At 72.6% G+C, this 24469-nt stretch carries 18 protein-coding genes and 2 pseudogenes; 8 read left to right on the top strand and 12 right to left on the bottom strand.

Annotated features, from left to right (window positions below):
- Nucleotides 1-387, bottom strand: a pseudogene (locus ACWIF2_RS14170) (hypothetical protein); the annotation flags it as partial.
- Between ACWIF2_RS14170 and ACWIF2_RS14165 the strand changes: the two are divergent.
- The 5 genes and pseudogenes from ACWIF2_RS14165 to ACWIF2_RS14145 form a co-directional block, all read left to right on the top strand.
- Nucleotides 373-576, top strand: a pseudogene (locus tag ACWIF2_RS14165) (carbon monoxide dehydrogenase); the annotation flags it as partial. The pseudogenes ACWIF2_RS14170 and ACWIF2_RS14165 overlap by 15 nt on opposite strands.
- A gap of 51 nt (nt 577-627) precedes the next feature.
- Nucleotides 628-1425 (top strand): aldose epimerase family protein, encoded by a 798-nt coding sequence (locus ACWIF2_RS14160; RefSeq protein WP_454360503.1) that lies wholly within the window; start codon nt 628-630, stop codon nt 1423-1425.
- 10 nt (nt 1426-1435) lie between these two features.
- Nucleotides 1436-1984 (top strand): orotate phosphoribosyltransferase, encoded by a 549-nt coding sequence (gene pyrE / locus ACWIF2_RS14155; RefSeq protein ID WP_454360502.1) that lies wholly within the window; start codon nt 1436-1438, stop codon nt 1982-1984.
- A 147-nt stretch (nt 1985-2131) separates the two neighbouring features.
- The gene (gene fbaA, locus ACWIF2_RS14150; protein WP_454360501.1) at nt 2132-3154 is read left to right on the top strand and encodes a class II fructose-bisphosphate aldolase; all 1023 of its coding nucleotides are present in this window, start codon (nt 2132-2134) and stop codon (nt 3152-3154) included.
- Nucleotides 3155-3219: 65 nt separating this feature from the next.
- Nucleotides 3220-4686: an MFS transporter gene (locus tag ACWIF2_RS14145; RefSeq protein WP_454360500.1), complete on the top strand. Its 1467-nt coding sequence runs from the start codon at nt 3220-3222 to the stop codon at nt 4684-4686.
- A 161-nt stretch (nt 4687-4847) separates the two neighbouring features.
- Here ACWIF2_RS14145 and ACWIF2_RS14140 read toward each other — a convergent pair whose 3' ends face one another.
- The 4 genes from ACWIF2_RS14140 to ACWIF2_RS14125 form a co-directional block, all read right to left on the bottom strand.
- A complete protein-coding gene (locus ACWIF2_RS14140; RefSeq protein WP_454360499.1) occupies nt 4848-6494 on the bottom strand; it encodes a glycosyltransferase family 2 protein in 1647 nt (548 codons plus the stop codon).
- Nucleotides 6491-8686, bottom strand: a complete 2196-nt coding sequence (locus tag ACWIF2_RS14135; RefSeq protein ID WP_454360498.1) for a CDP-glycerol glycerophosphotransferase family protein — start codon at nt 8684-8686, stop codon at nt 6491-6493. Before ACWIF2_RS14135 ends, ACWIF2_RS14140 begins: the two co-directional genes overlap by 4 nt.
- A 132-nt stretch (nt 8687-8818) precedes the next feature.
- Nucleotides 8819-9643, bottom strand: coding sequence for an ABC transporter ATP-binding protein (locus ACWIF2_RS14130; RefSeq protein ID WP_454360497.1), 825 nt, complete (start codon nt 9641-9643; stop codon nt 8819-8821).
- Nucleotides 9636-10562, bottom strand: a complete 927-nt coding sequence (locus tag ACWIF2_RS14125; protein ID WP_382500032.1) for an ABC transporter permease — start codon at nt 10560-10562, stop codon at nt 9636-9638. Before ACWIF2_RS14125 ends, ACWIF2_RS14130 begins: the two co-directional genes overlap by 8 nt.
- 201 nt (nt 10563-10763) lie before the next feature.
- Between ACWIF2_RS14125 and ACWIF2_RS14120 the strand changes: the two genes are divergently transcribed.
- Nucleotides 10764-11411, top strand: coding sequence for a TetR/AcrR family transcriptional regulator (locus ACWIF2_RS14120; protein WP_454360496.1), 648 nt, complete (start codon nt 10764-10766; stop codon nt 11409-11411).
- Between the two features lie 27 nt (nt 11412-11438).
- Here ACWIF2_RS14120 and galE read toward each other — a convergent pair whose 3' ends face one another.
- Entirely contained in the window at nt 11439-12419 is a 981-nt protein-coding gene (gene galE / locus ACWIF2_RS14115) for a UDP-glucose 4-epimerase GalE (protein ID WP_454360495.1), read from the bottom strand.
- Nucleotides 12420-12607: 188 nt separating this feature from the next.
- Between galE and ACWIF2_RS14110 the strand changes: the two genes are divergently transcribed.
- Nucleotides 12608-13846 (top strand): RNA-guided endonuclease InsQ/TnpB family protein, encoded by a 1239-nt coding sequence (locus ACWIF2_RS14110; protein ID WP_454360494.1) that lies wholly within the window; start codon nt 12608-12610, stop codon nt 13844-13846.
- Here ACWIF2_RS14110 and ACWIF2_RS14105 read toward each other — a convergent pair.
- Both ACWIF2_RS14105 and ACWIF2_RS14100 read right to left on the bottom strand, forming a co-directional pair.
- On the bottom strand, nt 13843-15477 hold the full coding sequence (locus tag ACWIF2_RS14105; RefSeq protein ID WP_454360493.1) for a glycosyltransferase: 1635 nt from the start codon (nt 15475-15477) through the stop codon (nt 13843-13845). The two genes, ACWIF2_RS14110 and ACWIF2_RS14105, sit on opposite strands and share 4 nt — an antisense overlap.
- Before the next feature lie 63 nt (nt 15478-15540).
- Nucleotides 15541-16023, bottom strand: a complete 483-nt coding sequence (locus tag ACWIF2_RS14100; protein WP_454360492.1) for a MarR family winged helix-turn-helix transcriptional regulator — start codon at nt 16021-16023, stop codon at nt 15541-15543.
- 120 nt (nt 16024-16143) lie between these two features.
- Here ACWIF2_RS14100 and ACWIF2_RS14095 point away from each other — a divergent pair, with 120 nt between their 5' ends.
- The gene (locus tag ACWIF2_RS14095; protein WP_376393510.1) at nt 16144-16557 is read left to right on the top strand and encodes an organic hydroperoxide resistance protein; all 414 of its coding nucleotides are present in this window, start codon (nt 16144-16146) and stop codon (nt 16555-16557) included.
- On the opposite strand, the gene ACWIF2_RS14090 is transcribed toward ACWIF2_RS14095, so the two are convergent.
- Genes ACWIF2_RS14090 through ACWIF2_RS14075 form a run of 4 tightly spaced genes read right to left on the bottom strand, consistent with a single transcriptional unit; the run spans nt 16547 to nt 24445 of the window.
- A complete protein-coding gene (locus tag ACWIF2_RS14090; protein ID WP_454360491.1) occupies nt 16547-18142 on the bottom strand; it encodes a hypothetical protein in 1596 nt (531 codons plus the stop codon). The two genes, ACWIF2_RS14095 and ACWIF2_RS14090, sit on opposite strands and share 11 nt — an antisense overlap.
- A gap of 53 nt (nt 18143-18195) precedes the next feature.
- On the bottom strand, nt 18196-20001 hold the full coding sequence (locus ACWIF2_RS14085; RefSeq protein ID WP_454360490.1) for a hypothetical protein: 1806 nt from the start codon (nt 19999-20001) through the stop codon (nt 18196-18198).
- On the bottom strand, nt 19998-22238 hold the full coding sequence (locus ACWIF2_RS14080) for a bifunctional glycosyltransferase/CDP-glycerol:glycerophosphate glycerophosphotransferase (protein WP_454360489.1): 2241 nt from the start codon (nt 22236-22238) through the stop codon (nt 19998-20000). The genes ACWIF2_RS14085 and ACWIF2_RS14080 overlap by 4 nt, the downstream gene beginning before the upstream one ends.
- Before the next feature lie 8 nt (nt 22239-22246).
- The gene (locus ACWIF2_RS14075) at nt 22247-24445 is read right to left on the bottom strand and encodes a bifunctional glycosyltransferase/CDP-glycerol:glycerophosphate glycerophosphotransferase (protein ID WP_454360488.1); all 2199 of its coding nucleotides are present in this window, start codon (nt 24443-24445) and stop codon (nt 22247-22249) included.
- Nucleotides 24446-24469 lie beyond the last annotated feature (24 nt).

Genomic DNA, 24469 nt, shown 5'->3' with positions numbered 1-24469 from the left:
GCCGGTGGTGAGGGTCCGGCTTCCGGTCCTGGTGGTGAGGGCCCGGCCGCTGGCCGCGGTGGCGAGAGTCCGGCTGCGGGTCCGGGTGGCGAGGGTCCGGCCGCTGGTGCCGGTGGTGAGGGTCCGGCTTCCGGTCCTGGTGGTGAGGGCCCGGCCGCTGGCCCTGGCGGCGAGAGTCCGGCCGCGGGTTCGGGTGGCGAGGGTCCGGCTGCTGGTGCCGGTGGCGAGGGTCCGGCCGCTGGTCCCGGTGGCGGGAGCCCCGCCTCCGGTTCGGCCGACGAGAAGTCCGCAGCCGCACCCGACGACGAAGCCCCGGCCCCCGCGCCCGTCCCCGAACCCCCCTCTGCCGAGAACGAGGACGCCGAGTCCATCGCCGAGGCCGCGCATGCGCGGCGGACGATGATCGGGCGTAGTGCCGAGGAGGTCGATCACGCCCCGCCGCGCGGGCGGTACGCGCCGGTGCCCGCGCCGCAGACCGTGACGCCCCCGGCCCCGCTGCGCTGGGCGGCGCCCGCGGCCGCACTCGCGGTCGCGTCGGCCATCGTCGCGGTACGGGCCCTGCGCCGACGGCGCTGAAACGCCCCGTTCCGCGTGAGGCCCTCTTGATCACCCGAGTAGGGTCGACCCGTGAGTGACGAAGACATCACGCTGACCGCGGGCGACGCGGAGGTGACCGTGCAGCCGGGCAACGGCGGCCGGGTCGGAGGACTGCGGATCGGCGGCGTGGAAATGCTCCGGCAGGGCGAGCGCTTCGGCTGCTTCCCGATGGTGCCGTGGTGCGGAAGGGTCCGCGACGGACGGTTCCTGGACGGCGCCGTCGTGCGGCAGCTGCCGCTCAACGCCCCGCCCCACGCCATCCACGGCACCGTCCGCGACCACGCCTGGCGCACCGCCCGCACGAGCACGGACGAGGCCGTCCTCACGTACGAGCTCGTCGACCCCTGGCCCCACTCCGGCCGCGTCACCCAGATCGTCGCCCTCACCGAGGACGCGCTGACGCTCACCATGTCCGTCGAGACGTACGACTCGTCCTTCCCGGCGCAGATCGGCTGGCACCCGTGGTTCAACCGGAACCTGGGCGGCGAAGGCGCCCAGGACGTCCGGCTCGACTTCGAACCCGCCTGGCAGGAGGAGCGCGGCGACGACCACCTGCCCACCGGCAACCGGATCGACCCGAAGCCCGGCCCCTGGGACGACTGCTTCGGGATGCCCGGCGGCGTCGACGTCACCCTGACCTGGCCCGGTCAGCTGGAGCTGAAGGTGGCCAGCCGCGAGGAGTGGGTCGTCGTCTACGACGAGCAGGACGCCGCCGTGTGCGTGGAGCCGCAGACCGGGCCGCCCAACGGGCTCAACACCCTGCCGCGCCTGGTCACGCCCCTGGAGCCGCTGGAGGCCACCACGACCTGGAGCTGGCGCCGCCTCTAAGCTGGGCGGCATGACGGACACACGCGGCGCGCTGCTGCAGCAGATCAAGGACAAGGCCGTGGTGCACGGCAAGGTGACCCTGTCGTCGGGTCTGGAGGCCGACTACTACGTCGACCTGCGCCGCGTCACGCTCGACGGCGAGGCCGCCCCGCTGGTCGGGCAGGTGCTGCTGGATCTGACGTCGGAGCTGGAGTTCGACGCCGTCGGCGGGCTCACCATGGGCGCCGACCCCGTCGCCGCCGCCATGCTGCACGCCGCCGCCGCGCGCGGGAAGCGCCTGGACGCCTTCGTCGTCCGCAAGGCCGCCAAGGCGCACGGCCTGCAGCGACGCGTCGAGGGCCCGGACATCGCGGGCCGCCGCGTGCTGGTCGTCGAGGACACCTCCACCACCGGCGGCTCCCCGCTCACCGCCGTCGAGGCCGTGCGCGAGGCCGGGGCCGAGGTCGTCGCCGTCGCGACGATCGTCGACCGGGCGACCGGCGCCGCCGAGAAGATCCAGGAGGGGGCCGGGGTGCCGTACCTCTTCGCCTTCTCGAAGGACGAGCTCGGTCTGGACTGACCGGGACCTGACCAGGGCGTGGACGGTGGCCTGGACCTTCCGGCCAAGTCTGGAAAGATGGGGCCGACGATGACGTCGCATCCCAAGGTCTAGGTCAGGGCCGTAAAGAACGCAGTACCCCAACCCGCAGATACAAGGAGCGGACGCATGCCCATCGCAACTCCCGAGGTCTACAACGAGATGCTGGACCGGGCGAAGGCAGGAAAGTTCGCCTACCCGGCCATCAACGTGACCTCCACCCAGACCCTGCACGCGGCCCTGCGCGGTTTCGCTGAGGCGGAGAGCGACGGCATCGTCCAGATCTCCACGGGTGGTGCCGAGTTCCTGGGCGGCCAGTACAACAAGGACATGGTCACCGGCGCGGTCGCCCTGGCCGAGTTCGCGCACATCGTCGCCGAGAAGTACCCGGTGAACATCGCCCTGCACACGGACCACTGCCCGAAGGACAAGCTCGACGGGTACGTACGTCCGCTGCTGGCGCTCTCCAAGAAGCGCGTCGAGGCCGGTCTGAACCCGCTGTTCCAGTCCCACATGTGGGACGGCTCGGCCGAGACCCTGGCCGACAACCTCTCCATCGCCCAGGAGCTGCTGGAGCTCGCCCGCGCCGCCAAGATCATCCTCGAGGTGGAGATCACCCCGACCGGTGGCGAGGAGGACGGTGTCTCGCACGAGATCAACGACTCCCTGTACACCACGGTCGACGACGCGATCCGCACGGCCGAGGCCCTGGGCCTGGGCGAGAAGGGCCGCTACCTGCTGGCCGCGTCCTTCGGCAACGTGCACGGCGTGTACAAGCCGGGCAACGTCGTCCTCCGTCCCGAGCTGCTGAAGGAGCTGAACGAGGGCGTCGCCGCCAAGTTCGGCAAGCAGTCCCCGTTCGACTTCGTCTTCCACGGCGGCTCCGGCTCCACCGCCGAGGAGATCGCCACCGCGCTGGACAACGGCGTCGTGAAGATGAACCTCGACACGGACACCCAGTACGCCTTCACCCGCCCGGTCGCGGACCACATGTTCCGCAACTACGACGGTGTCCTGAAGGTCGACGGCGAGGTCGGCAACAAGAAGACCTACGACCCGCGCACCTGGGGCAAGCTGGCCGAGGCGTCCATGGCCAAGCGCGTCGTCGAGGCCTGCGGCAACCTGCGCTCCACCGGCACGAAGATCAAGTAAGTCACGTTTTCACGGCTTGAGCCCGGCACCTCCTGTGGTGCCGGGCTCTTCCGTATGCTCCCTGCATGCCCGATGTCCGGCTGGCCTCCCCACAGGGCCGATGGATCCTGCTCACCACCGTCCTCGGTTCCAGCATGGCCATGCTGGACTCGACCGTCGTCAATGTCGCGCTGCCGCGCATCGGCCGTGACCTCGACGCGAACCTGTCCGCCCTGCAGTGGACGGTCAACGCGTACATGGTCACGCTGGCCGGTCTGATCCTGCTGGGCGGGGCGCTGGGGGACCGTTTCGGGCGCCGGAAGGTGTTCGTCGTCGGCGTGGTGTGGTTCGCGGCCGCTTCCCTGCTGTGCGGGATCGCGCCGGACGCGGGGACGCTGATCGCCGCGCGGGCGTTGCAGGGAGTGGGTGGCGCGCTGCTCACGCCCGGGTCGCTGGCGCTGATCCAGGCGTCCTTCCACCCCGACGACCGGGGCCGGGCCGTCGGTCTGTGGTCCGGCTTCGGCGGTGTCGGCGCGGCGGTCGGGCCGTTCGTCGGCGGCTGGCTGGTGGACGGTCCGGGCTGGCGGTGGGTGTTCCTGCTGAACGTGCCGCTGGCGCTGGTGTGCGTGCCGGTGGCGCTGCGGCATGTGCCCGAGTCGGGGGACGGTGAGGCACACGGGCGGTTCGACGTGCTCGGGGCCGTGCTGGGGGCGCTGGCGCTCGCGCTGCTGACGTACGCGCTGATCGAGGCAGGGCAGGGCGGCCTGCCGGTGGTGGTGTCGGCGGTGGCCGGGGTGGCCGTGGCCGTCGCGTTCGTGGTCGTCGAGCGGCGCCGGCCCGAGCCGATGATGCCGCCGGACATCTTCTCCTCCCGCCAGTTCACGGTGATCAACATCGTCACGCTGTGTGTGTACGCGGCCCTCGGCGGGTTCTTCTTCCTCGCGGCTCTCCAGCTCCAGGTCGTCGTGGGCTACTCCGCCCTCGGGGCCGGTACGGCGCTGCTGCCGACGACCGTGCTGATGCTGTTGCTGTCGGCGCGGTCCGGTGAGCTGGCCGACCGGATCGGGCCGCGGCTGCCGCTCACGGTGGGGCCGCTGCTGTGTGCCGCCGGGATGCTGCTGATGCTGCGGGTGGGGCCGGGCGCGTCCTACTGGGCCGATGTGCTGCCGGCGCTGCTGGTGCTCGGGCTGGGCCTGGTCATGCTGGTGGCGCCGCTGACGGCGACGGTGCTGGGGTCCGTGGATGTGGCGCGGGCGGGGCTGGCCAGCGGGATCAACAACGCGGCGGCCCGGGCGGCGGGTCTTGTGGCGGTGGCGGCGCTGCCGCTGCTGGCGGGGATGGGGGAGGAGGCGTACCGGGAGCCTGCCGCCTTCGACGCGGCGTTCGGGCGGGCGATGGGGTGGTGTGCGGGGGCGCTGGTGGTGGGGGCGTTGATCGCGGGGGCGACGGTGCGGAGGCCGCCGCCGGGGTGTCGGCGGCCGGAGTGTTTGCGGCATGGGGGTGTCGCGTCGCCGCCGTTGGAGGGGGAGCCGGTGCGGAAGCGGTTGGGGTAGGGGCGGGGGGTTGGTGCTGAGGTTCGTTCTTGGGTGCTGGGCGTTGGCGCTGGGGGCGGGGCGTTGCGCAGCCCGGCGCTGCGGGGTGCCGCTGCGCCCACCCGTGCCGCCCTTGGCGGCACGATTGCCCGCAGCTAGGGCGGCACGGGTGGGCGGACTGTCTACTTCAGTGCGCTTGCCAGCAAGCGTGCTGCTCGTTTGACCCTGGGGCGGGCCAGGCGGCGGACTGTTGGGCGGATCAGTTTGGCTGTTGTGCCCGTCGGTTCCCAGCGGGCCTGTAGGCGGCCCGGGGCGTGGCCTTCGGGTTCCAGGGTCAGGTGGTGGTGGGGGACCTGAAGGGTGAAGGACGGGAAGGTCAGGGGGGCCAGGAGGAGGCCGGTGTGGGAGACGCCCTGGTGTTGCAGGCGGAGCAGGGGGTGGCGGACTCCGGAGAAGCCGTAGAAGGGGAGGAGCGCCGCTGCGAGGTCGAGGTGGGCGTGGCCCTCGAAGACACCGGGGCCGACGGGGGAGAGGCGGAAGTGGACGTGTACGCGGTGGCCGCCGGGGGCGATGAGGAGTGTGGCGCGCCGGGGGCCGACGGGGAGGCGCAGGGCCGGGTCGTAGGTGCGGATCGCGAGGTCGACGGAGGCGCCCGGGCCCCGGGTGATCTCCGTGATCTCGTGGCGGAACTGGGCGCTCGGGAAGGGCCGGGTCTCCAGATCCAGGTCCGAGATGTCCAGTTCGCGGCGGGCCCACTCGGAGGCGGGGATCCGGTCGCCCCAGTACGTGCGGCCCTCCCCGTCCGTCGTGATCCGCCGCGGCCCCACGCCGTGGCCCAGTCCTCGGGCCGCCACCCGGGCGTCCGCCAGGCGCCGGTCGCGGATCAGCTGGAGGAGGACGCGTTCGGCGCGCGGGAGACGGGCGAACGCGCCGGGGGAGAGCGTGTCGAGGTACGGGGTGACCAGGTCCGCGAAGGAGGACAGCCACTCCTCGTCCCGGTAGGGCAGGTCCCCGGCGTACATCCGGAAGTCGTGCTTGAGGAACTTGTGGTCTTTGTCCTCGCGCAGCGACTCCTGCCCGTTCTCGGTCAGGAACGTGTCGATGAGGTGCTGGACGTGGATCCGGTCGCGGACGTTGGCGAGCTTGTGCCGCTGGTTCGATATCGAGGCCGCCTCGGAGGCCGCGTAGGGCGCCACATACCAGCGGTACACCGGCTCCGGGACGATCGTGAAGCTCTTGGCCAGGCAGTACGCCTGGGCCGAGAACAACTGGTCCTCGTAGTGGATGCCCTCGGGGAAGCGCAGGCCGTGCCGGTCGAGGAAGGCGCGGGCGTACATCTTGCTCGTCGACAGGTGCTCGAAGAGCAGGCGCGGGTCGGCCTTGATGCCGTCGAGGGTGCGGCGCTCGGCGACCAGGTGCGGCATCCACGTCGAGCGGCGGCCGTTGTCCACCCGGACCCGCTGCACCGCCCCCATCGCGAAGTCGATCTCGCGTTCGCGGTGCGCGGCGAGCAGCAGCGCGACGGCGTCGTCGGGGAGTTCGTCGTCGCTGTCGAGGAACATCAGGTACGGCGCCCGGGCGATGTCCAGGGCCCGGTTGCGCGGGACGCCGCAGCCGCCGCTGTTCTGCTCAAGGCGGAGGTGGCGGACGCGGGGGTCCTGAGCCGCGAGATGCCGTGCGACCTCCGCGGTTCCGTCCGTGGAGTGGTCGTCGCTGATGATGATCTCGACGTTCGCATGGGTCTGCCGGCGGACCGAGTCGACCGCGCGTGTGAGGCGTTCGGCGTCGTTGTAGACGATGACCGTCACGGTGACGTCGGGGGTGCTCATGCGGTCGCCTCCTGCGGGGTCGGGGCCGGGACGCGTTCCTCGATCGGCAGCACCGGCGGCAGGGAGCGTTCGTCCTGGCCGAGGAAGACCCGGCGTACGACGCGCTCGGCCGCGCGTCCGTCGTCGTACTCGCAGAACCGGCGCCGGAAGACGGCCCGGGTCTTCGCCGCGCTCTCGTCGCGCCAGGCCTCGGTGGTGAGGATCTCCGTCAGCTCCTGCTGGGTGCGGGCGACCGGGCCCGGGGCGTGGTCCATCAGGTCGAAGTAGACGCCGCGGGTGGTGCGGTACGTCTCCCAGTCGTCGGCGTGGATCACGATCGGCCGGTCGAGGTTGGCGTAGTCGAACATGATCGAGGAGTAGTCCGTGACCAGGGCGTCCGCCGCCAGGCACAGATCCTCGACCGGGTCGTAGGAGGAGACGTCGATGATCCGGCCCGTGCGGCGCAGGTTGGTGAGCGGGGAGGCCGCGCCGCCGTAGAAGTAGTGGCCGCGCACGAGCAGGACGGTGTCATCGCCGAGGCGGTCGGCGAGGGCGGCGAGGTCCAGGCGCGGTGTCCAGCCGGCCTCGTAGTCGCGGTGGGTCGGCGCGTAGAGGACGGCCCGGCGGCCCGGGTCGATGCCGAGGCGGTCGCGGACGGCGCGGATGTCCTCGGCCGTGGCCGTGTAGTAGACGTCGTTGCGCGGATAGCCGTGGTCGAGGGAGACGTAGTGCGAGGGGTACGCGCGCTCCCACATACGGGTGGTGTGGCTGTTGGCGGAGATGCTGTAGTCCCACTTGTCGATGCGCTCCAGCAGCGCCTTGAAGTCCAGGCCCTGCGCTGCGGCCGGGTACGCCATCTGGTCCAGGCCCATGCGCTTCAGCGGCGTGCCGTGATGGGTCTGGACGTGGATCGCGTCCGGGCGTTTGACCACCGCGTTGGGGAAGTTGACGTTGTTGACGAGGTACTTGGCCGTCGCCAGCACCTCCCAGTAGCGGCGGCTGCCGGGCACGACATGATCGGTGCCGGGCGGGAGGAGGGCCTCGTTCTCCTCGGTGACCACCCACACCGGGTGGATCTGCGGGGCGAGTTCGGAGAGCTCGGCGGCGATCGCGGCGGGGTTGCAGGCGACGCCGCGGTTCCAGTACGCCGCGAACACCGCGAGGTGGGGGTTCACCGGGCGGGCGAGGGCCCGGCGGTACTGGTGGTCGCGGAGTTTGGCGCCGACCTGGCGCTTGCGGCTCCGTACGGCCGACTTGGCGGTGCGGCGGGTGCGGTTGACGGCCTGGAAGGCCCGGTACCTGGCGTAGGCGCCCTCTTCGAGCAGGGAGCGGCGGACGCCTTCGAGGCCGGCGGGGCGGCTGTAGCCCTCGGGGCGGCGGCGCAGGGCGGCCAGGGACGCCCGGCGGAAGAACTCCCGCGCGACCTCCTCCTCCATGCCGCCGCGCGCGAAGACGCGCAGGAAGTCGCGGACCATGACGTCGTAGAGCACGGCGTGGGCGGCGGGGCGGTCCCGGGTGAGGTCGAGGAGGGACTCGTAGCGCTCGACGAGGCCGTAGCGCTGTTCGGGGGTGACCGGCGGCAGGCTCGCGGGGCGCAGGGCGCGGTCCTCGTAGGCGACGTGTGGCAGGCATGCGACGCGGTCGGCGAGCAGCAGGGCGGCCAGGGCGGCGTGCGGCTCGTCGTCGGTGGTGAGCTGCTGCTCGTGCGCCCGCCAGAAGTCCGCGCGCAGGACGCGGGTGCCGAGCAGCGGGGTGAGGCGCAACAGGGGCGCGCAGACGTCGAGGGCCACGTCGGCGCGGCCCGCCCGGGCCAGCAGGGAGCCGTTCGGGGAGGGCATGCCGGAGGTGTGCCAGGTGCTGCGGACGTGGTCGAGCAGCAGGACGTCCACCTCGGCGGGCAGTTCGGCCACCCGCTCGGCGACCGTGCGCGGAGCGCCGGCGGGCAGGCCGTCCTTGGCGTGTACGAAGTGCAGCCAGCGGCCCGAGGCCCGGGCCGCGCCCGCCGCGCGGGCCGCCGCGTCGCCCATGCCGTCAGGCACCGGCAGCACCTGGACGTCCGGGGTGTGCCGCTCGGCCGTCTCCCGGGCCCAGTCGCCGACCGCGGCCACGATCACCTCGGCGTCGGGGAGGGGATGCGCGGCGAGCGAGTCGAGGAGTTCCGTCAGATGGTCCTGAACGTTCGCCCCGTGGACGATGAGGCTGAGCTCGGCCATCGCGAGGGCTCCTTCTCACTGAAGCGTCGTGTTCGGTCATGGTTTCATCAATAGGACAAAACGGCCGACCGGAGTACGCCTCACGAGCGAACGACCGGAGTACGCCTCACGAGCGAATGACCGGAGTGCGCCTCACGAGCGAACGGGAACCTTCGGCTTGGGCTTCGCGGACTTGTCCCCGGTGAACGCCTCGTACTCCTTGAGGACGTCCTCCGTCGGCCCGTCCATGAGCAGTTCGCCGCGCTCCAGCCACAGCACCCGGTCGCAGGTGTCGCGGATCGACTTGTTGTTGTGGCTGACCAGGAACACCGTGCCCGCGTGCTTGCGCAGCTCGCGGATGCGCTGTTCGGAGCGCTTCTGGAAGGAGCGGTCGCCGGTGGCCAGCGCCTCGTCGATCAGCAGCACGTCGTGGTCCTTGGCGGCGGCGATGGAGAACCGCAGCCGCGCGGCCATGCCGGAGGAGTACGTCCGCATCGGCAGCGTGATGAAGTCGCCCTTCTCGTTGATGCCGGAGAAGTCGACGATCTCCTCGTAGCGCTCCCTGATCTGCTCGCGGGACATGCCCATGGCCAGGCCGCCGAGGTGCACATTGCGCTCGCCGGTCAGGTCGTTCATCAGGGCCGCGTTGACGCCGAGCAGGGAGGGCTGGCCGTGGGTGTAGATGCGGCCGTTCTCGACGGGGAGGAGTCCGGCCACGGCCTTCAGCAGGGTCGACTTGCCGGAGCCGTTGGTGCCGATCAGGCCGATCGCCTCGCCCTTGTACGCGACGAAGGACACGTTCCGCACGGCGTGCACCCGGCGCACACCGGCCGCCTTCTCCGTCTTCTTGCGGCGCACGATGCGGTTGAGGGCGGCGGTCGCGGAGCCTCGTCCGGCGCCGGTGCCGTTGACGCGGTAGACGATGTCGACGCCGTCGGCGACGACGGTGGGGATCTTCTCACTCAGGTGCTCAGCCACGGCCGTACGTCTCCTCTGCCTTCCAGAAGTAGATGAAGCCGCCCACGCCGGCGACCAGGGCCCAGCCGGCGGCGAGCGCCCACACATGGGCCGGGAGCTGGCTCGCGTGGAAGCTGTCGATCAGGGCGAAGCGCATCAGGTCGATGTAGATCGCGGCCGGGTTGGTCTCCAGCAGGACCGTCACCACACGGGGCAGGCTGTCCTTGTCGGCCAGCTTGTCGATGCTCCACATGACGCCCGAGACATACATCCAGGTGCGCAGCACGAACGGCATCAGCTGGGCGATGTCCGGGGTCTTGGCACCCATCCGGGCCATGACCATGGAGACGCCGGCGTTGAACGTGAACTGCAGGAACAGCGCGGGCAGCGCCAGCAGCCAGGACACGCCGACCGGCACCCCGAAGCAGAGCAGGATGACGACCAGGGCGCCCATCGAGAACAGCAGCTGCTGGAGCTGCTGGAGGCAGAACGACAGGGGCAGGGCGGCGCGCGGGAAGTGCAGGGCGCGGACGAGGCCCAGGTTGCCGGAGATGGCGCGGGTGCCCGCCATGATCGAGCTCTGTGTGAACGTCCAGATGAACACGCCCGTGACCAGGAACGGGATGTAGTCCGGCACACCGTGCTTGGTGCCGAGCAGGACGCCGAAGATGAAGTAGTAGACCGCCGCGTTCAGCAGCGGGGTCATCACCTGCCAGACCTGGCCCAGCTTCGCCTGGCTGTACTGGGCGGTGAGCTTGGCGGTGGCGAACGCGGTGATGAAGTGGCGGCGGGCCCACAGCTGACGCACGTACGCGGGCAGCGAGGGCCGGGCACCGCTGACCGCGAGGCCGTGACGGGCGGCGAGGGCCGCGAGGTCGTCGGCGGCGGGGGCCGGGGCCGGGGTCGGTGGCTGGGGCGGTGTGTCGAGGACCTGGCTCACATCCGCTGCTTTCGTTCGGGGGGGGGGCAAGAGGGGGGAGGGGTGTGGGACCTGGGGCCGTGAGGAGCGGGAAAGTGGGTTCTTTACCAGACTCTTCACGAATTCTTACGTCGGAACGGGACCGTATCGTCGCAACGTGAGCGTAGGCCTTCTCTACGTCGGAACGCAACCGTTTCGTCGTGACGCCCCTATGCTGTCGGCATGACGACGAACGCGAACGCCGAGGAGCCGCCGCAGCCGCGTCCGCAGCCACGTCCGCGCCGCCGGGCCCCCGCGGGGGCGGCCGTGCTGCGGGAGGACGTGACGAACGCGATCCGGGCGGCCGTGTTCGAGGAGCTCGCGGCCGTCGGCTACGCGCGGATGTCCATCGAGGGGATCGCCCGCCGGGCGGGCGTCGGGAAGACGGCGGTGTACCGCCGCTGGCGCTCGAAGCTGCACCTCGTGCTCGACATCGTCTCGGCGCTCGCCGTGCAGGGTCTGCCCGCGCCGGACACCGGCTCCCTGGAGGGCGACCTGCGGCTGCTGTACGAGGTGACGTCCCGCGCCCTGCGCCACCCCGTCGCCTCGCAGATCATCCCCGACCTCCAGGCCGAGGCGGCCCGCAACGCCGATATCGCCGAGGCCCTCCAGAAGGCCCTGCGCGAGGGGCAGGACGGCGTCGCGACCGGCATCGTCACGGCGGCGGAACGCCGCGGCGAGCTCCGCGAGGGCCTCGACCACGAACTGGCCCTCGACCTGATCTCGGGCCCGCTCTACTGGCGCTCGGTGGTGATCCGCAGCCCGAAGCTGCCGCAGGGCTATCTGGGGTCACTGGCCCGGGCCACGGCGGGGGCGTTGCGGGCGTTGTGAGGGGGCTCGCCGGCAGGTGACGGGGGTTCAGCCCCGCACCGCCTCCGGGTGCAGCCGTACCCACCCCTCCCACGCCGACGCGATCATGTCCTGGACGTCGTGCCTGGCCTTCCAGCCCAGCTCCGTGGCGGCGCGGTCGGCCGAGGCGACGACGCGGGCCGGATCGCCCGGGCGGCGCGGGGCCACCGTGGGCGGCAGGTCGTGGCCGGTGACCGCGTTGATGCGGTCGATCATCTCGCGGACGGAGACGCCCTCGCCCCGGCCGATGTTGAGCGTGAGGGCGCGGCCGGGGGAGGAGCGCAGTGCCCGGGCCGCCGCGACATGGGCCTCGGCCAGGTCGACGACGTGGATGTAGTCGCGTACGCAGGTGCCGTCCGGGGTCTCGTAGTCGTCGCCGAAGATCCGCGGCGGCGCGTCCGCTGTGAGCTTCTCGAAGACCATGGGTACGAGGTTGAAGACCCCCGTGTCCGCGAGCTCCGGGCTCGCCGCACCCGCCACGTTGAAGTACCGCAGGGACGCCGTCGAAAGACCGCTCGCCCGGCCCGTCGCGCGGACCAGCCACTCACCGGCCAGCTTCGTCTCGCCGTAGGGCGACATCGGCACGCAGGGCGTCTCCTCCGTGACCAGGTCCACGTCCGGCATGCCGTACACCGCCGCCGAGGAGGAGAACACGAAGGACGGCACCTTCGCCGCCGTGACCGCGTCCAGCAGGATCCGCAGGCCCTCGACGTTCTCCCGGTAGTAGCGCAGCGGCTGCTCGACCGACTCTCCCACCTGCTTCTTCGCCGCGAGATGGACGACGCCGGTGACCGCGTGGTCCGCGAGGGTGCGCGCGAGCCGCTCGGCGTCCAGCGTCGAGCCCACCACCAGCGGCACCCCCTCGGGCACGCGCCCGGCGATACCGGTGGACAGGTCGTCGTAGACCACCGCCCCTTCCCCCGCAGCGGTCATCGCCCGTACGACGTGCGCGCCGATGTAGCCGGCACCGCCGGTGATCAACCAGGTCATGTGCGACCGTCCCCTCGTCAGTTGGCCCGTCGTCCATCCAGTGAAGCAGGCGCGCGCAGCGCCGCGGTATCGCTACCGGGTGTCGTCTCCCGCGGAGCGGGAGGGTGTGCGGTGACGGGTTCACCCGGTCGGGTGATCAAGCGGGAACGTGCGGTGGGTTGTCGTACGTGTGTGTACGTTGGGTGATCGTGAAGCTGACCATGCAGGTGAGACTGCTGCCGACGCCCCAGCAGGCGGCGGCACTTGAGGCGACTCTGCGCGCCTGCAACGAGGCAGCCACCTGGGCCAGCGGTGTGGCGTTCGAGAAGGACGTAAAGCGGAACTTCGCGCTGCGTGAGCACACGTACGGCGAGATCAAGACGCGGTGGGGGCTGGGGGCGCAGGCCGCCCAGCACGTGATCAAGAAGACGTGCGACGCGTACGCCACGCTGAAGGCGAACCGGGCGGCGGGGAATCTGGGCAGGCCCGGCTCGAAGCGGTACCAAAAGGCCACCGAGAAGCCGATCGTCTTCCGGCCGGAAGGGGCGCAGCCGTATGACGACCGGATGTTGTCCTGGCAGATCGCCGAGCGGCGGGTCTCGGTCTGGACCGTGGCCGGGCGCATCAAGGACGTGGCCTTCACTGCCTCTGCGGAACAGCTGGCCACGCTGGCCCTGTACCGCAAGGGCGAGTCGGACTTGCTGTGCCGGGACGGCACGTGGTTCCTCCTGGCGACCTGCGAGGTCCCCGAGCCCGAGCCGAACACCGATCCGCACGACTTCCTCGGCGTCGACCTGGGCATCGTCAACATCGCCACCACCTCCGACGGCGAGATCATGGCCGGACGCGAGATCAACCGCGCCCGCACCCGGGAACGGACCCTGCGCGCCAAACTCCAGAAGAAGAACACACCCTCCGCCAAGCGCCGCCTGAACAAACGCAGGCGCAAGGAAGCGCGACGGGCGAAGGACATCAACCACAAGATCGCCAAACACGTGGTGGCCGAGGCAGAACGCACCGGTCGCGGGATCGCCCTGGAAGAGCTGACGGGCATCCGCGAACGGGTACGGCTCCGCAAGCCCCAACGGGCCACCCACTCCAGCTGGGCCTTTGCCCAGCTGGGGCAGTTCATCGCGTACAAGGCCCGCCGAGCGGGAGTGCCGGTGGTGTACGTCGACCCGGCGTACACCTCCCGCACCTGCGCCGAATGCGGGCACATCGACAAGGCGAACCGGGTCTCCCAGGCCTGCTTCGCGTGCCGGAACTGCGGATTCGTTGATCACGCAGACCGCAATGGCTCCCGCAACATCCGCGCTCGTGCGTGGCAGTTGTGGCGACGCGGGGCCCCGTCAACGGCCCCCGCCCCACCACCGCGCCAGCGGGGCGGGGCCGGACGCGAACGCAGCATCACCGCCAGTGGTGCCCGTTGCGCAAGCCCGGCGCTTTAGCGCCGGGCAGTTGACTGAAGCAGGCGGCGCAGTCGCGCGCGTACGACGGACAGCACACCGCGCGCGCCGGGCGCCACCCGCAGCGCCAGCGCGCCGGAGTGGGTGGCGTACGGCTGCACGAGCACCACGCCGTACCGGGCGCTCGGGACGGCACTGCGGCGCAGCAGGCCGGCGCCCGCGAGCGCGTGCGCCGTGACCTCGCGGCTCGCGCCGTCCCGGAAGCGGAGGCGAAGGCGCAGGTCCCAGGTGCCCGTACCGAGCGCGGCCAGCGCGGGGAGGTCGAGCTCCGCCTCGGCCGACCAGCCGCCGGCGGCCACCGCGAACTCCGTCGCCACGACGGGGACGCCGGCGTCCCCGTCGTCCCGGTGTCGCCACTCCACCTCCACCGCCTCCGGGCCCGCCCGCTCCACCCGGCCGTACAGCTCGTGCAGGCGCAGCCGCAGCCGGGCGCCACGCGCGCGTGGCCGCAGCTCCGCGTCCACGGCGAGGGGCAGCGCGCGCACCGGCCGGGTCAGCAGGTGCTCCAGGGAGATCTGCGGAAGGTCCTCCGACCAGACGGGCGTGCCGTCGGCGGCACGGGCGTACGGCGGACAGAGGCGGGCCGGACGGGCTGCCAGTTCCCGCAGCCGGGGCAGGTCGCGCGGCTCCGGGGCGGCCAGGACGACCCGCCCGGCCAGCCGGCCCGGAGCGGCCGGGTTGCGCGCCCAGTCGTCGGCGTCGTACTCGGCGAGATGCGCCCGCGTCAGCTCCCACCACGCGCGCCGGTAGGCGGCGTCCCGCAGGCCCAGCTCGCGCACGTACATCCGCACCTCGTGGTCGAGGAACTTGGCGCGTGCGGCCCGCGCGAGTTCCTTCTGCCCGGCGCCCAGCAGGATCTCGTACGCCTGCCGGCACGCCTCCGTCCGGGCCCGCCAGTTGTCCACGCCGGCCCGGTCCAGGGAGATCGACAGCCGCTCGGCGGACCGGCGCACATGCCAGACGTAGACCAGGTCCGGGATCAAGGCGATGCGCGGGGCGGCGGCCAGCACGCGCGCGGAGAAGACGACGTCCTCGTACGGGAAACGGCCCTCGGGGAAGCGGATGCGGTGCTCGCGCAGGAAGGCGGTGCGGTAGAGCTTGTTGACGCAGAGCGTGTCGTGGACGAGTTGCGGGCGCTGCGCGGGGCGCGGCACGGCGGCGTGCAACGCGTAGAGGCGCGCCTGCCAGGGCACTTCACGCCCCGACGGCAGCTCCCGGCGTACGCACAGCCCGCCCGCGACCTCCGCGTGCGCGCCCGTCACGGCCCCGAGCAGCGCGTCGACCGCACCGGGCGGCAGGACGTCGTCGCTGTCCAGGAACATCACGTACGGCGACGTCACCGCGTCGAGCCCGGTGTTGCGCGGGGTGCCGCAGCCGCCGCTGTTGACCCGGCGGCGGATCACCCTGAGGCGGGGTTCCGACGCGGCGAGCCGGTCGAGGAGGCCGGCGCTGCCGTCCGCCGAGCAGTCGTCGACGGCCACGACCTCGCGCACGGCCGGGCCCTGCGCGAGCGCCGAGCGCACGGCGTCCGTCACATGGGCGGCGTCGTCGTAGCCGATGACCACGACGGCGACCTGGGGGCGAGGCCTGTCGGCATCCACAGCGGCATTCATTACTACGGATCGTAAATCGGGTGAATGACGTGAAAGCGATAAAACGCCCTACGCCCTACAGTGCTACGCCCGCCCCGGTGTCCCGCCCGGCACCTCCGAGAGTGCCGCCGCGTCCAGCGCGGAGGTGAGCTCGTCGAGGCGGGCCCGCAGGGCGCGCACCTCGGTCGCGTCGAAGCCGGTCGCGCCCGCGATCCGGCGCGGCACCTGGAGCGCCCGCGTCCGCATCGCGGCACCCTCCTCGGTCAGCCGCACCTCCACCGACCGTTCGTCGCGCGCGCTGCGCTCCCGGCGCACGAGACCGGCCGCCTCCAGCCGCTTGAGCAGCGGCGACAGGGTGCCGGAGTCGAGACGCAGGTGCTCCCCGAGCTTCTTCACGGGCAGCTCGCCCTGTTCCCAGAGCACCAGCATCACCAGGTACTGCGGGTAGGTGAGCCCGAGGTCCTTGAGGATCACGCGGTAGACGCCGTTGAAGGCGCGGGAGGCCGCGTGCAGGGAGAAGCAGATCTGCTGGTCCAGTCGGAGCCAGTCGTCGTCCGGCGTGTTCATGCTTCCAGGGTAGCTCGATCCCACCATTCAATTGCACACAACTTAATTGTGTGCTCTAATCATGGGTGTCAGGCGGCCCGGAAGCGGGCCGCCGGAACGTGATGCGAGAGGGAGATTTCCATGGACGCGCTCTACACCGCTGTCGCCACCGCCACCCACGGCCGCGAGGGCCGCACCGTCAGCTCCGACGGCACGCTGGACCTCGCGCTGGGCATGCCGCAGGCGCTGGGCGGCAACGGCCAGGGCACCAACCCGGAGCAGCTCTTCGCCGCCGGTTACGCCGCCTGCTTCGGCAGCGCCCTCGGCCTCGTCGGCCGCGGGGCCAAGGTCGACGTCAGCGACGCCGCCGTGACCGCCGAGGTCTCCATCGGCAAGCAGGGCGAGGGCTTCGGTCTCGCCGTCACGCTGCGCGTCGAGCTGCCCGACAGCGTGGACGAGGCGACCGGCCGCAAGCTGGTCGAACAGGCCCACCAGGTCTGCCCCTACTCCAACGCCACCCGCGGCAACATCGAGGTCGACCTCGTCATCGAGTAACCACCCGCGCGTCACCCCCGACCCGCGCCAGCACCTCCCCCGTCTCCCCGCTCCACGCCACCACCACGGCCTCCTCGGGCGCCGGGTGCCAGCGCGTCAGCAGCAGCCAGCGCACGTGGTAGCGGCGGACGACGGCGGCACGCTGGGCGCGGGTCGAACCAGGGGACAGATAGGCCCGGACATCGGCCGCCCGGCGCTCCCGCACCCGCTCGTCCAGGGCCGGGTCGGACCGGACGGGCGCGACGAGGTTCGGCCCGTACCCGGCGATGGAGTCGCCGGCCGGGTACCCGTCGGTGATCACCACCTCGCCCGGCCCGATGTGCCGTGCCGCCCAGTCGTACGCCGGCGGGCGCACGGGCTGCGCGAACCCCACCGGGTCGACCGAGCGCGGCACGACCGCCCCGGCGTGCACGGTGACGAACCCGGCGCACACCCCGGCCGTCGCCGCCCCGCCCAGCACCTTCCGGGCCCGCCGCCAGGGCCGGGGCGCCGCCAGCTCCACCGCCAGTGCGCACTGCGGCGGCAGCAGTACGGCCCACAGGGCACCGGCGTACGCGTAGTGCCCGCTCACCCAGCCGTACGCGACCAGCGGGCACTCCAGCAGGAACATCAGCACCAGCGGATCACGCGAGGTCCCGCGCGCCCGCACCCACAGCGCGGGCAGCCCGAGCAGCGCCAGCCAGGAGCCGGCGAACATCTCCTCGTACAGCCGCCGGTCCCTCGTGTCCCCGCCGGCCCCGCCCACCAGATCCAGCACGCCGTAGTACGGCCATGCCACCGCGACCGCCCCGCAGACCACCCCGGCGAGCGCCCAGCGCGCCACGACCGGCCGGCGCCAGCCGCGCTGCCGGGACGCCACGATCGCCACCGCGCCGATGAGCGCCGAGGCGGCCGTGACGAAGTGGGTGAGCAGGAGCAGCCCGTACAGGGCGCCGAGCCCCGCGTACCCCGGCAGGCCGCCGAGCCCGCTCGGACCGACGAACCGCACGGCGGGGGCGTCCTCACGCGCACGGGTCGCCGTCCAGGCCCACGCCCAGAGCGTCAGCCCGATCGCGAGCGCGGACGGATGGCCCAGGTTCGTCGTCATCGGCAGCAGACCGAGGCCGCTCCACGGGATCCGCGCCGTGCCCCACAGCAGCGTCATGAACAGCAGAGCCGCCACCGGCGCCCAGGGACGCGGGGTGAGGGTCCGGACGAAACGGCCGAGCCCCGTCAGCAGTACCAGCAGATGCACCGGCCCCGCGAGCTTCAGGACTCCCCAGCCGGACAGCCCCGTCAGCCGTGCCAAGGCGCCTTGCGCGACGGCGTAGGGGCTGTAGTACGGACTGCCCTCGCCCGGCAGGTCCGCCATGGGGTGGGCCGGGTGGAGCAGATCGGCCCTGAGCCGCTCCACGACCGCCGCGTGCACTCCGGCGTCGCAGCACAGCGGCACCCGCCAGTACGCCAGCGTCATCACCAGCCAGAACAGGGTGCCGAAGAGCCGGTACGGGGTGAGCCGGCCCATCGGCCCGCCGCGCAGCGCCGTCGCACCGCGCACGGTCCGCCGGACGAGGACCGAGGCGCTCCTAGAAGTGGGGGCGGGCATGCGCCAGATGTTCCCGCCCCACGCATGCCCTGACCCCGGGTCACCTCATCGGGTCAGTCGCACAGGGCCTGCTCCGCCGTCGCGGGCCAGCGGGCGAACCGGAACCCCGTCCGCTCGACGGACCCCGTGAGGTTCCGCCAGAACCGCTCGGCGGTGAGCGGCGCGCGCACCGACTCCTTCAGCTCGGCCAGTTCACCGCAGTCCAGCGCGGCCCGGGCCGCCACGACCGTCTCCAGCGAGGCCCCGGCCCGCAGCAGATCGCGCTGCGGGGGGTGCCGCACGGCCCACTCCGCGAAGACCCAGTGGTTGCGCAGGAACTTCTCGTGCCCGGGCCAGCTCCACCGCTCCAGCGCGAGATGCGCGCCGACGGGACTGGCCAGCCCCCAGGCGTCGTTGACATAGGCGTCGAGCGGTGCCGCGGCCCCCGTGACGCCGAGATGACGGCCGACGATCACCACGTGGTACCGGGAGTCCGGCCGCATCGGCGTGGCGTGCAGCCGCCGCCGGGAGTCGAAGTACAGCAGCGTCGGCCCGGGCGCGCGCACCGCCTCCGCCAGCATGCCGCGCCCCTCCGGCAGGGCGGGCCAGTTGGCCACCCAGGTGCCGGTGCGCACCGGGTTGTGGTCGCCGAGGGCCTCCACGTCGGAGCTGCGCACATTGAACGACCCGGGCGTGCCGCGCACGTCGAACGGCGTCCGCAGCGGGCTGACCGCGGCGCACAGCCACACCAGCAGCAGCGCGCTCGCGACACCGGTGAATCGGTTCGCCGGAACGACCAGCACCGGCAGGAGCAGCAGCAGAAGGGCGGGCAGGATCATGCGCGCGTGCATGTAGTCACCGCCGACCCGGATGACGTACGCGGACAGCAGCAGGCCCGCGGTCGGCGGCGCCAGCAACACCGCGAGCGAGGTCCGCTCCGGGGCGCGGTAGCGCCGTTCCCGGCGGGTGCGCCGCACCAGCAGGACGGTCAGCGCGCCGAGCACGGGGACGACCGGCCACAGCCAGTACGGCCCGAGCGTCTCCTGCACATAGCCCGCGCCCCGGCCCCAGTCGCTGGCGCCCGCCTCCTTGGCGATGGCGGGCAGCGGCACCAGGATCCCGTAGTACCCCGCCCGGAAGACCTCGTACGCCAGCGGCAGCGCTCCCGCCGAGGCCAGCATCGCGGCGGTGCCCCGCCGGGAGGGGCGCAGCACCCACCACTGCGCCGCCAGGAAGCACGCCGTGACCACCGCGAGGTCGGGCCGGACCAGCGGACCAAGCCCGAACACGAAGGCGGCCGTGTACACCGGCCGGGTCGGCTGCCCGCGCCGGGTACGTGTCAGCAGCCACCAGGACAGGCCGGTCCAGAAGGCGCCAAGGCCGCTCTCCAGGCCCGAGGTCATGTACGACCAGAACGGCGGCACGGCCAGCAGCACGCACACCCCCGCCGGGAGCAGCAGCCTCGCGCCCCGGTGCAGCCGGCACGTGGCGTACAGGGCGAGCCCGAACCCGGCGGCGCTCAGCAGCAGTCCGAGCCCGACCGCGAGGAACGCGGGGTCCTCGCCGGTGACCCAGGCGGCGAGCGCGAGCAGCCACTGCCACAGGGTGCCGGTCGAACTCTCCGCCCGCTCTCCCACGTTGAACACGGGCCCGTTGCCCGCCAGGATCTGCCGGACCGGCCGCAGATAGATCAGCCCGTCGTCGCAGATCCAGCGCCGCCGGTAGCCCAGCACGAACAGGGCCGCGGTGGGCACGGCGACCAGCGCCGCGTGCCACCAGTGCACCGGCCGCGGCCGCTCGGCGGCGGCCGGCGGCCGGGCCGAGGCGGCCCGCTGGCCGGGCAGCGAGGGGAGGGCCTCGGGGGTGGCGGGTGTTCTCATCGCTCGACCAGCGCCTCGGACCTCGCACCGGCACCAGCGGTCCGGCGGGCAGCGGGCAGCTGCGCACCGCCCCCTTCGCCCAGCATCAGCAGGCGTACGACCCGCTCGGCGGCCCGCCCGTCCTCGAACTCGCAGTACCGCTCCCGGAAGCCCGCCCGCAGCCGCGCCGACTCCCCGTCCTGCCAGGTGCCGGACGCGAACAGCCAGGCCAGCTCCCGGTACGAGCGCGACACATGCCCCGGCGCGTCGGCCGTGATGTCGAAGTACGCCCCCCGGCTGGCCGCGAACGCGCCCCAGTCGTCGGCGTGGACCACGATCGGCCGGTCGAGGAGGGCGTAGTCGAACATCAGGGCCGAGTAGTCGGTGACCAGCACGTCGGAGGCGAGCAGCACGTCCTCGACGTGCGGCTCGTCGGTCGCGTCCACCAGCACGCCCCGCCGGTGCAGCTCGGCCAGCCCCAGGCCGCGCGCCACGCCCCCGGCCAGCGAGGGGTGCAGCCGGACGACGAGGGTGTGACCCGGGCCGAGATCCTCGGCGAAGCGGGCCAGGTCGAACCGGTCGACATGGCCGCCCTTGCGGTAGTCGCGCCGGGTCGGCGCGTACAGCACGACCGTGTGACCGGCAGGGATGCCGAGCCGCTCGCGCACCTGCGGGCCCCGCTGCGGGTCCGCGCCGACCAGGACGTCGTTGCGCGGACTGCCGGTCCGCAGCGAGGTGAAGTGGCACGGGTACGCCCGCTCCCAGGCCCGCTCCGCGTGCAGCCCCGCGACCAGGCTGTAGTCCCAGCGGTCGGCCCGGCGCAGCATCTGCGGCACATCGAAGCCGTGCCGGGCGCCCGGCTTGGTCAGCAGGTCGGCGCCCATGTACTTGAGCGGGGTGCCCTGGTGGGTGTGGATGTGGACGCTGCCGGGCCGCTTGGCGAGGGTGCCGGGCCAGTTGACGTTGTTCACCCAGTACGTGGCCCGCGCCATGACCTCGTGGTAGCGCCGCGAGCCCGGTGTCACATGGTCGATGCCGGGCGGCAGCGCCTCCACCGCGTCCTCCCGGACCACCCACACGCCCCGGATGTGCGGGGCGATCTCGCGCGCCTTGGCGTGGATCGCGGCCGGGTCGCCGGACACGCCCCGGTGGTGGGTCGCCGAGTAGACGGCGAGGTGCGGATCGAGCGGGCGCTTCGACTGGGCCGCGTACCAGGTGCGCAGAAGCGTCCCCGATGCCTTCCGCGCCACCCGCCGCTTTCTGCCCAGGGCACTCGCGCGCAGGTCCCGCAGACCGCGCACCGCCGCGTACGACGCGTAGGGCGCCGAGGCCAGCAGCCGCATCTCGACCCCGCGCCAGCCGTCCGGCTGGGGGAAGCCGCCCTCGGGGAGGTGACGGCGGTGGAAGGAGCGGATCTCGCGGTAGAAGTCGCCCCGGTCCGCGGGCCGCACCCGGTCCTCGCGGGCCAGCACGAACAGCATGTGGTCCAGCGCCCGCTCCAGCAGCGGCGGCCGTGCCCAGTCGAGGTCGGGGCGCCGCTCCAGGAACGCGAACAGGCCTTCGTACTGCGGGAAGATCTCGAAGTGCCGCCGCCCCGGCGTCCTGGTGATCGCGCCCTGTCTGCGCTGCCGGTACTCCACCCCGATCCGGCCCAGACAGGCGATGCGGTCCGCCAGCACCATCGCCCGGTAGGTGACCGGCGCGTCCTCGTACAGCCCCGGCGCGTACTCCAGGCCGTGCTCCTTGAGGAAGGCGCGCCGGTACGCCTTGTTCCAGGCGACGAGGAACAGGTTCAGGTACCGCGGGTTCTCCCGGATGCCGAACGTCTCCGTGCCCGCCTCGGCCAGCAGGTCCGCCGCCTCGCTGCGCCCGCCCCGGCCCCACCAGTGGGTGCGCACATGGTCGAAGACCAGGATGTCCGGGTCGCCGGTCGCCTCCAGACGCGCCGCCACGGCGGCCAGCAGACCCGGCGTGTAGCGGTCGTCGCTGTCGAGGAACAGGACGTAGTCGCCGGCCGCCTGCTCCCGTCCGGCGTTGCGGGCCCGGCCCAGGCCGACGTTCTGGGACAGGTGCAGCACCCGCACCCGGGCGTCGCGCGCGGCGTACTCGTCGAGGATCGCGCCGCTGCCGTCGGGGGAGCGGTCGTCCACGGCGATCACCTCGAAGTCGCCGTAGGACTGGGAGAGCACCGAGTCGAGACACTCGCGCAGGAAGCCCTGCACCTTGTAGACGGGGACGATGATGCTGAAGCGGGGCACTTCTTCGGTCAGCTCCTTACGAGGGTGGCGGCGGGGGCCGGGACGCGCTCCGCGAGCGGGATCACGGGCGGGATCGCCTCGGGCGGCTCCCCCAGCAGCACCCGGCGTACGACGCGCTCGGCGGCCCGCCCGTCGTCGAACTGGCAGAAGCGCTCCCGGAACGCGGCGCGCAGGGCCGTCGCGGACTCGTCCGCGTAGCCGCCGTCGGTGAAGGCCGCCGCCAGCTCCTCGGGCGTACGGGTGACCCGGCCGGGCGGGAGCTCCATCAGGTCGAAGTAGACGCCCCGGGTCTCCCGGTAGACGTCCCAGTCGTCGGCGTACACGACGATCGGCCGGTCCAGGTTGGCGTAGTCGAACATGATCGACGAGTAGTCGGTGACCAGCGCGTCGGCGGCCAGGCACACGTCCTCGGACGAGCGGTGCCCCGTGACGTCGATGATCCGGCCGCCGCCCCGGCCGGGCCCCTGGTCGTAGAAGTAGTGGGCGCGCAGCAGCACCACGTACTCGTCGCCGATCGCCTCGCAGAACTCGGCCAGGTCCAGGCCGGACGCGAAGCCGGTGGCGTAGTCGCGGTGCGTGGGGGCGTAGAGGATCGCCTTCTTGCCCTCGGGGACGCCGAGTTCCTTGCGGACGCGGGCGACGTCCTCGGCGGACGCCGTGCAGTAGACGTCGTTGCGCGGATAGCCGTACTCGAGGGTCTCGTGCGCCCCGGGGAACGCCTTCTCCCACATCTCGGTGGAGTGGCGGTTGGAGGTGAGGTTGTAGTCCCAGCGGTCCACCCGGGCCAGCAGTCTGGCGAAGCTCCCCGTCGCCGCGGCCACCACGGGATACGTCGCCTGGTCGGCGCCCATCGTCTTCAGCGGGGTCCCGTGCTGGGTCTGGAGGTGCGTGCTGCCGGGGCGCTTGACCACGGCGTCCGCGAAGTTGGCGTTGTTGACCAGGTACCGGGCGCGGGCCAGCGCCTCCCAGTACTTCCGGCTGCCGATGACCGCGTACTCCACGTCCTTCGGCACTGTGTCCACCGCATCGGGCTCCACCAGGAACACCGAGCGCAGGTGCGGGGCGAGTTCGCGGGCCTTGGCGTGGATCGCGGCCGGGTTGCAGACGTAGCCCCGGCCCCAGTACGCGCAGTACACGGCGAGGTTCTTGTCGAGGGGGAGGCGCAGGCTCACCGCGTAGCGCAGCCGGGTGCGCAGCCCTCGGGGGCGCGGGAGCAGCGCGGCGGCCCGCAGCGCCCCCTGGTTGGCGGCGCGCAGGGTGCGGAACGCCGGGTACGAACCGGCCGCCAGCAGCCGGTGCTGGACACCGAGGCTGCCGCCGGGCGCCCGGTAACCGGCGGGGCGGTGCCGTCGGTAGAGGGCGCACGCCCGGCGGAAGAAGGCGCGCCGCCCGGCCGGCAGCCGCCGGGGGTGGGCGGCCGTCTTCAGTACGGCGGCGAAGAGCTGGGTGAACAGCGGCTTCAGCCGGTCCGCCGACAGCCCCTGCTCCGCCGCCCGCGTCAGCACCAGCTCGGTCTGGTCGAGCAGTTCGGTGTGGTGCCCGCCCGGAAGGTTCAGCCGGTTGCCCTGCCGGCGCAGCAGATGCCGGACGACGACCGTGCGCAGGGCCGCCATCCGCTCCGCCCGCAGGGCGACCAGGGCGCCGAACCCGACGTCGGTGAAGTGGTCCCCGGGGAAGGCGATGTCCCGCTCGGTGAGGAAGGCCCGGCGGTAGACCGCGCTCCACGCCGGGAGTGTCACGCCCGTCAGCTCGGGGGCCCGGTCGGGGGAGAAGGGCCCGTCCGGGGTCCTGGCCAGCAGGGGCGCTGCCGGGTTGGCCGGCTCGCCCTCCCACCAGGGGGTGCGCTCGTGCTCGAAGTACAGCGCGTCGACGTCGCCCACCGCGCTCAGCCGGGCGTCCAGTGCCGCCAGTGCCTCTGGGACCAGGACGTCGTCGCCGTCGAGGAACAGCACATGGCCGCCGACGGCCGCCCGCAGCCCGGTGTTGCGCGCCCCGGCCAGACCGGCCGAGGGCGGGGAGTGCACCGGCGTCACCCGGGAGTCCCGCTCGGCGTACCCGGCGACGACGTCGGCCGCCGGTGCGTCGGGTGCGTCGCACACCGGGATCAGCTCGAAGTCGCCGAACGACTGGGCGAGGATCGAGTCCAGCGCCAGTGACAGCCGGCCGGCGACCCCATGGGACGGGACGACGATGCTGAAGCGGGGCATTCTGCTCTTTCTGTCTTTCTGTCG

It is taken from the genome of Streptomyces sp. NPDC055506, from assembly GCF_053643595.1.
Note: the sequence above shows the minus strand (reverse complement) of the source record. Positions and strands in the feature narration are given on the sequence as shown.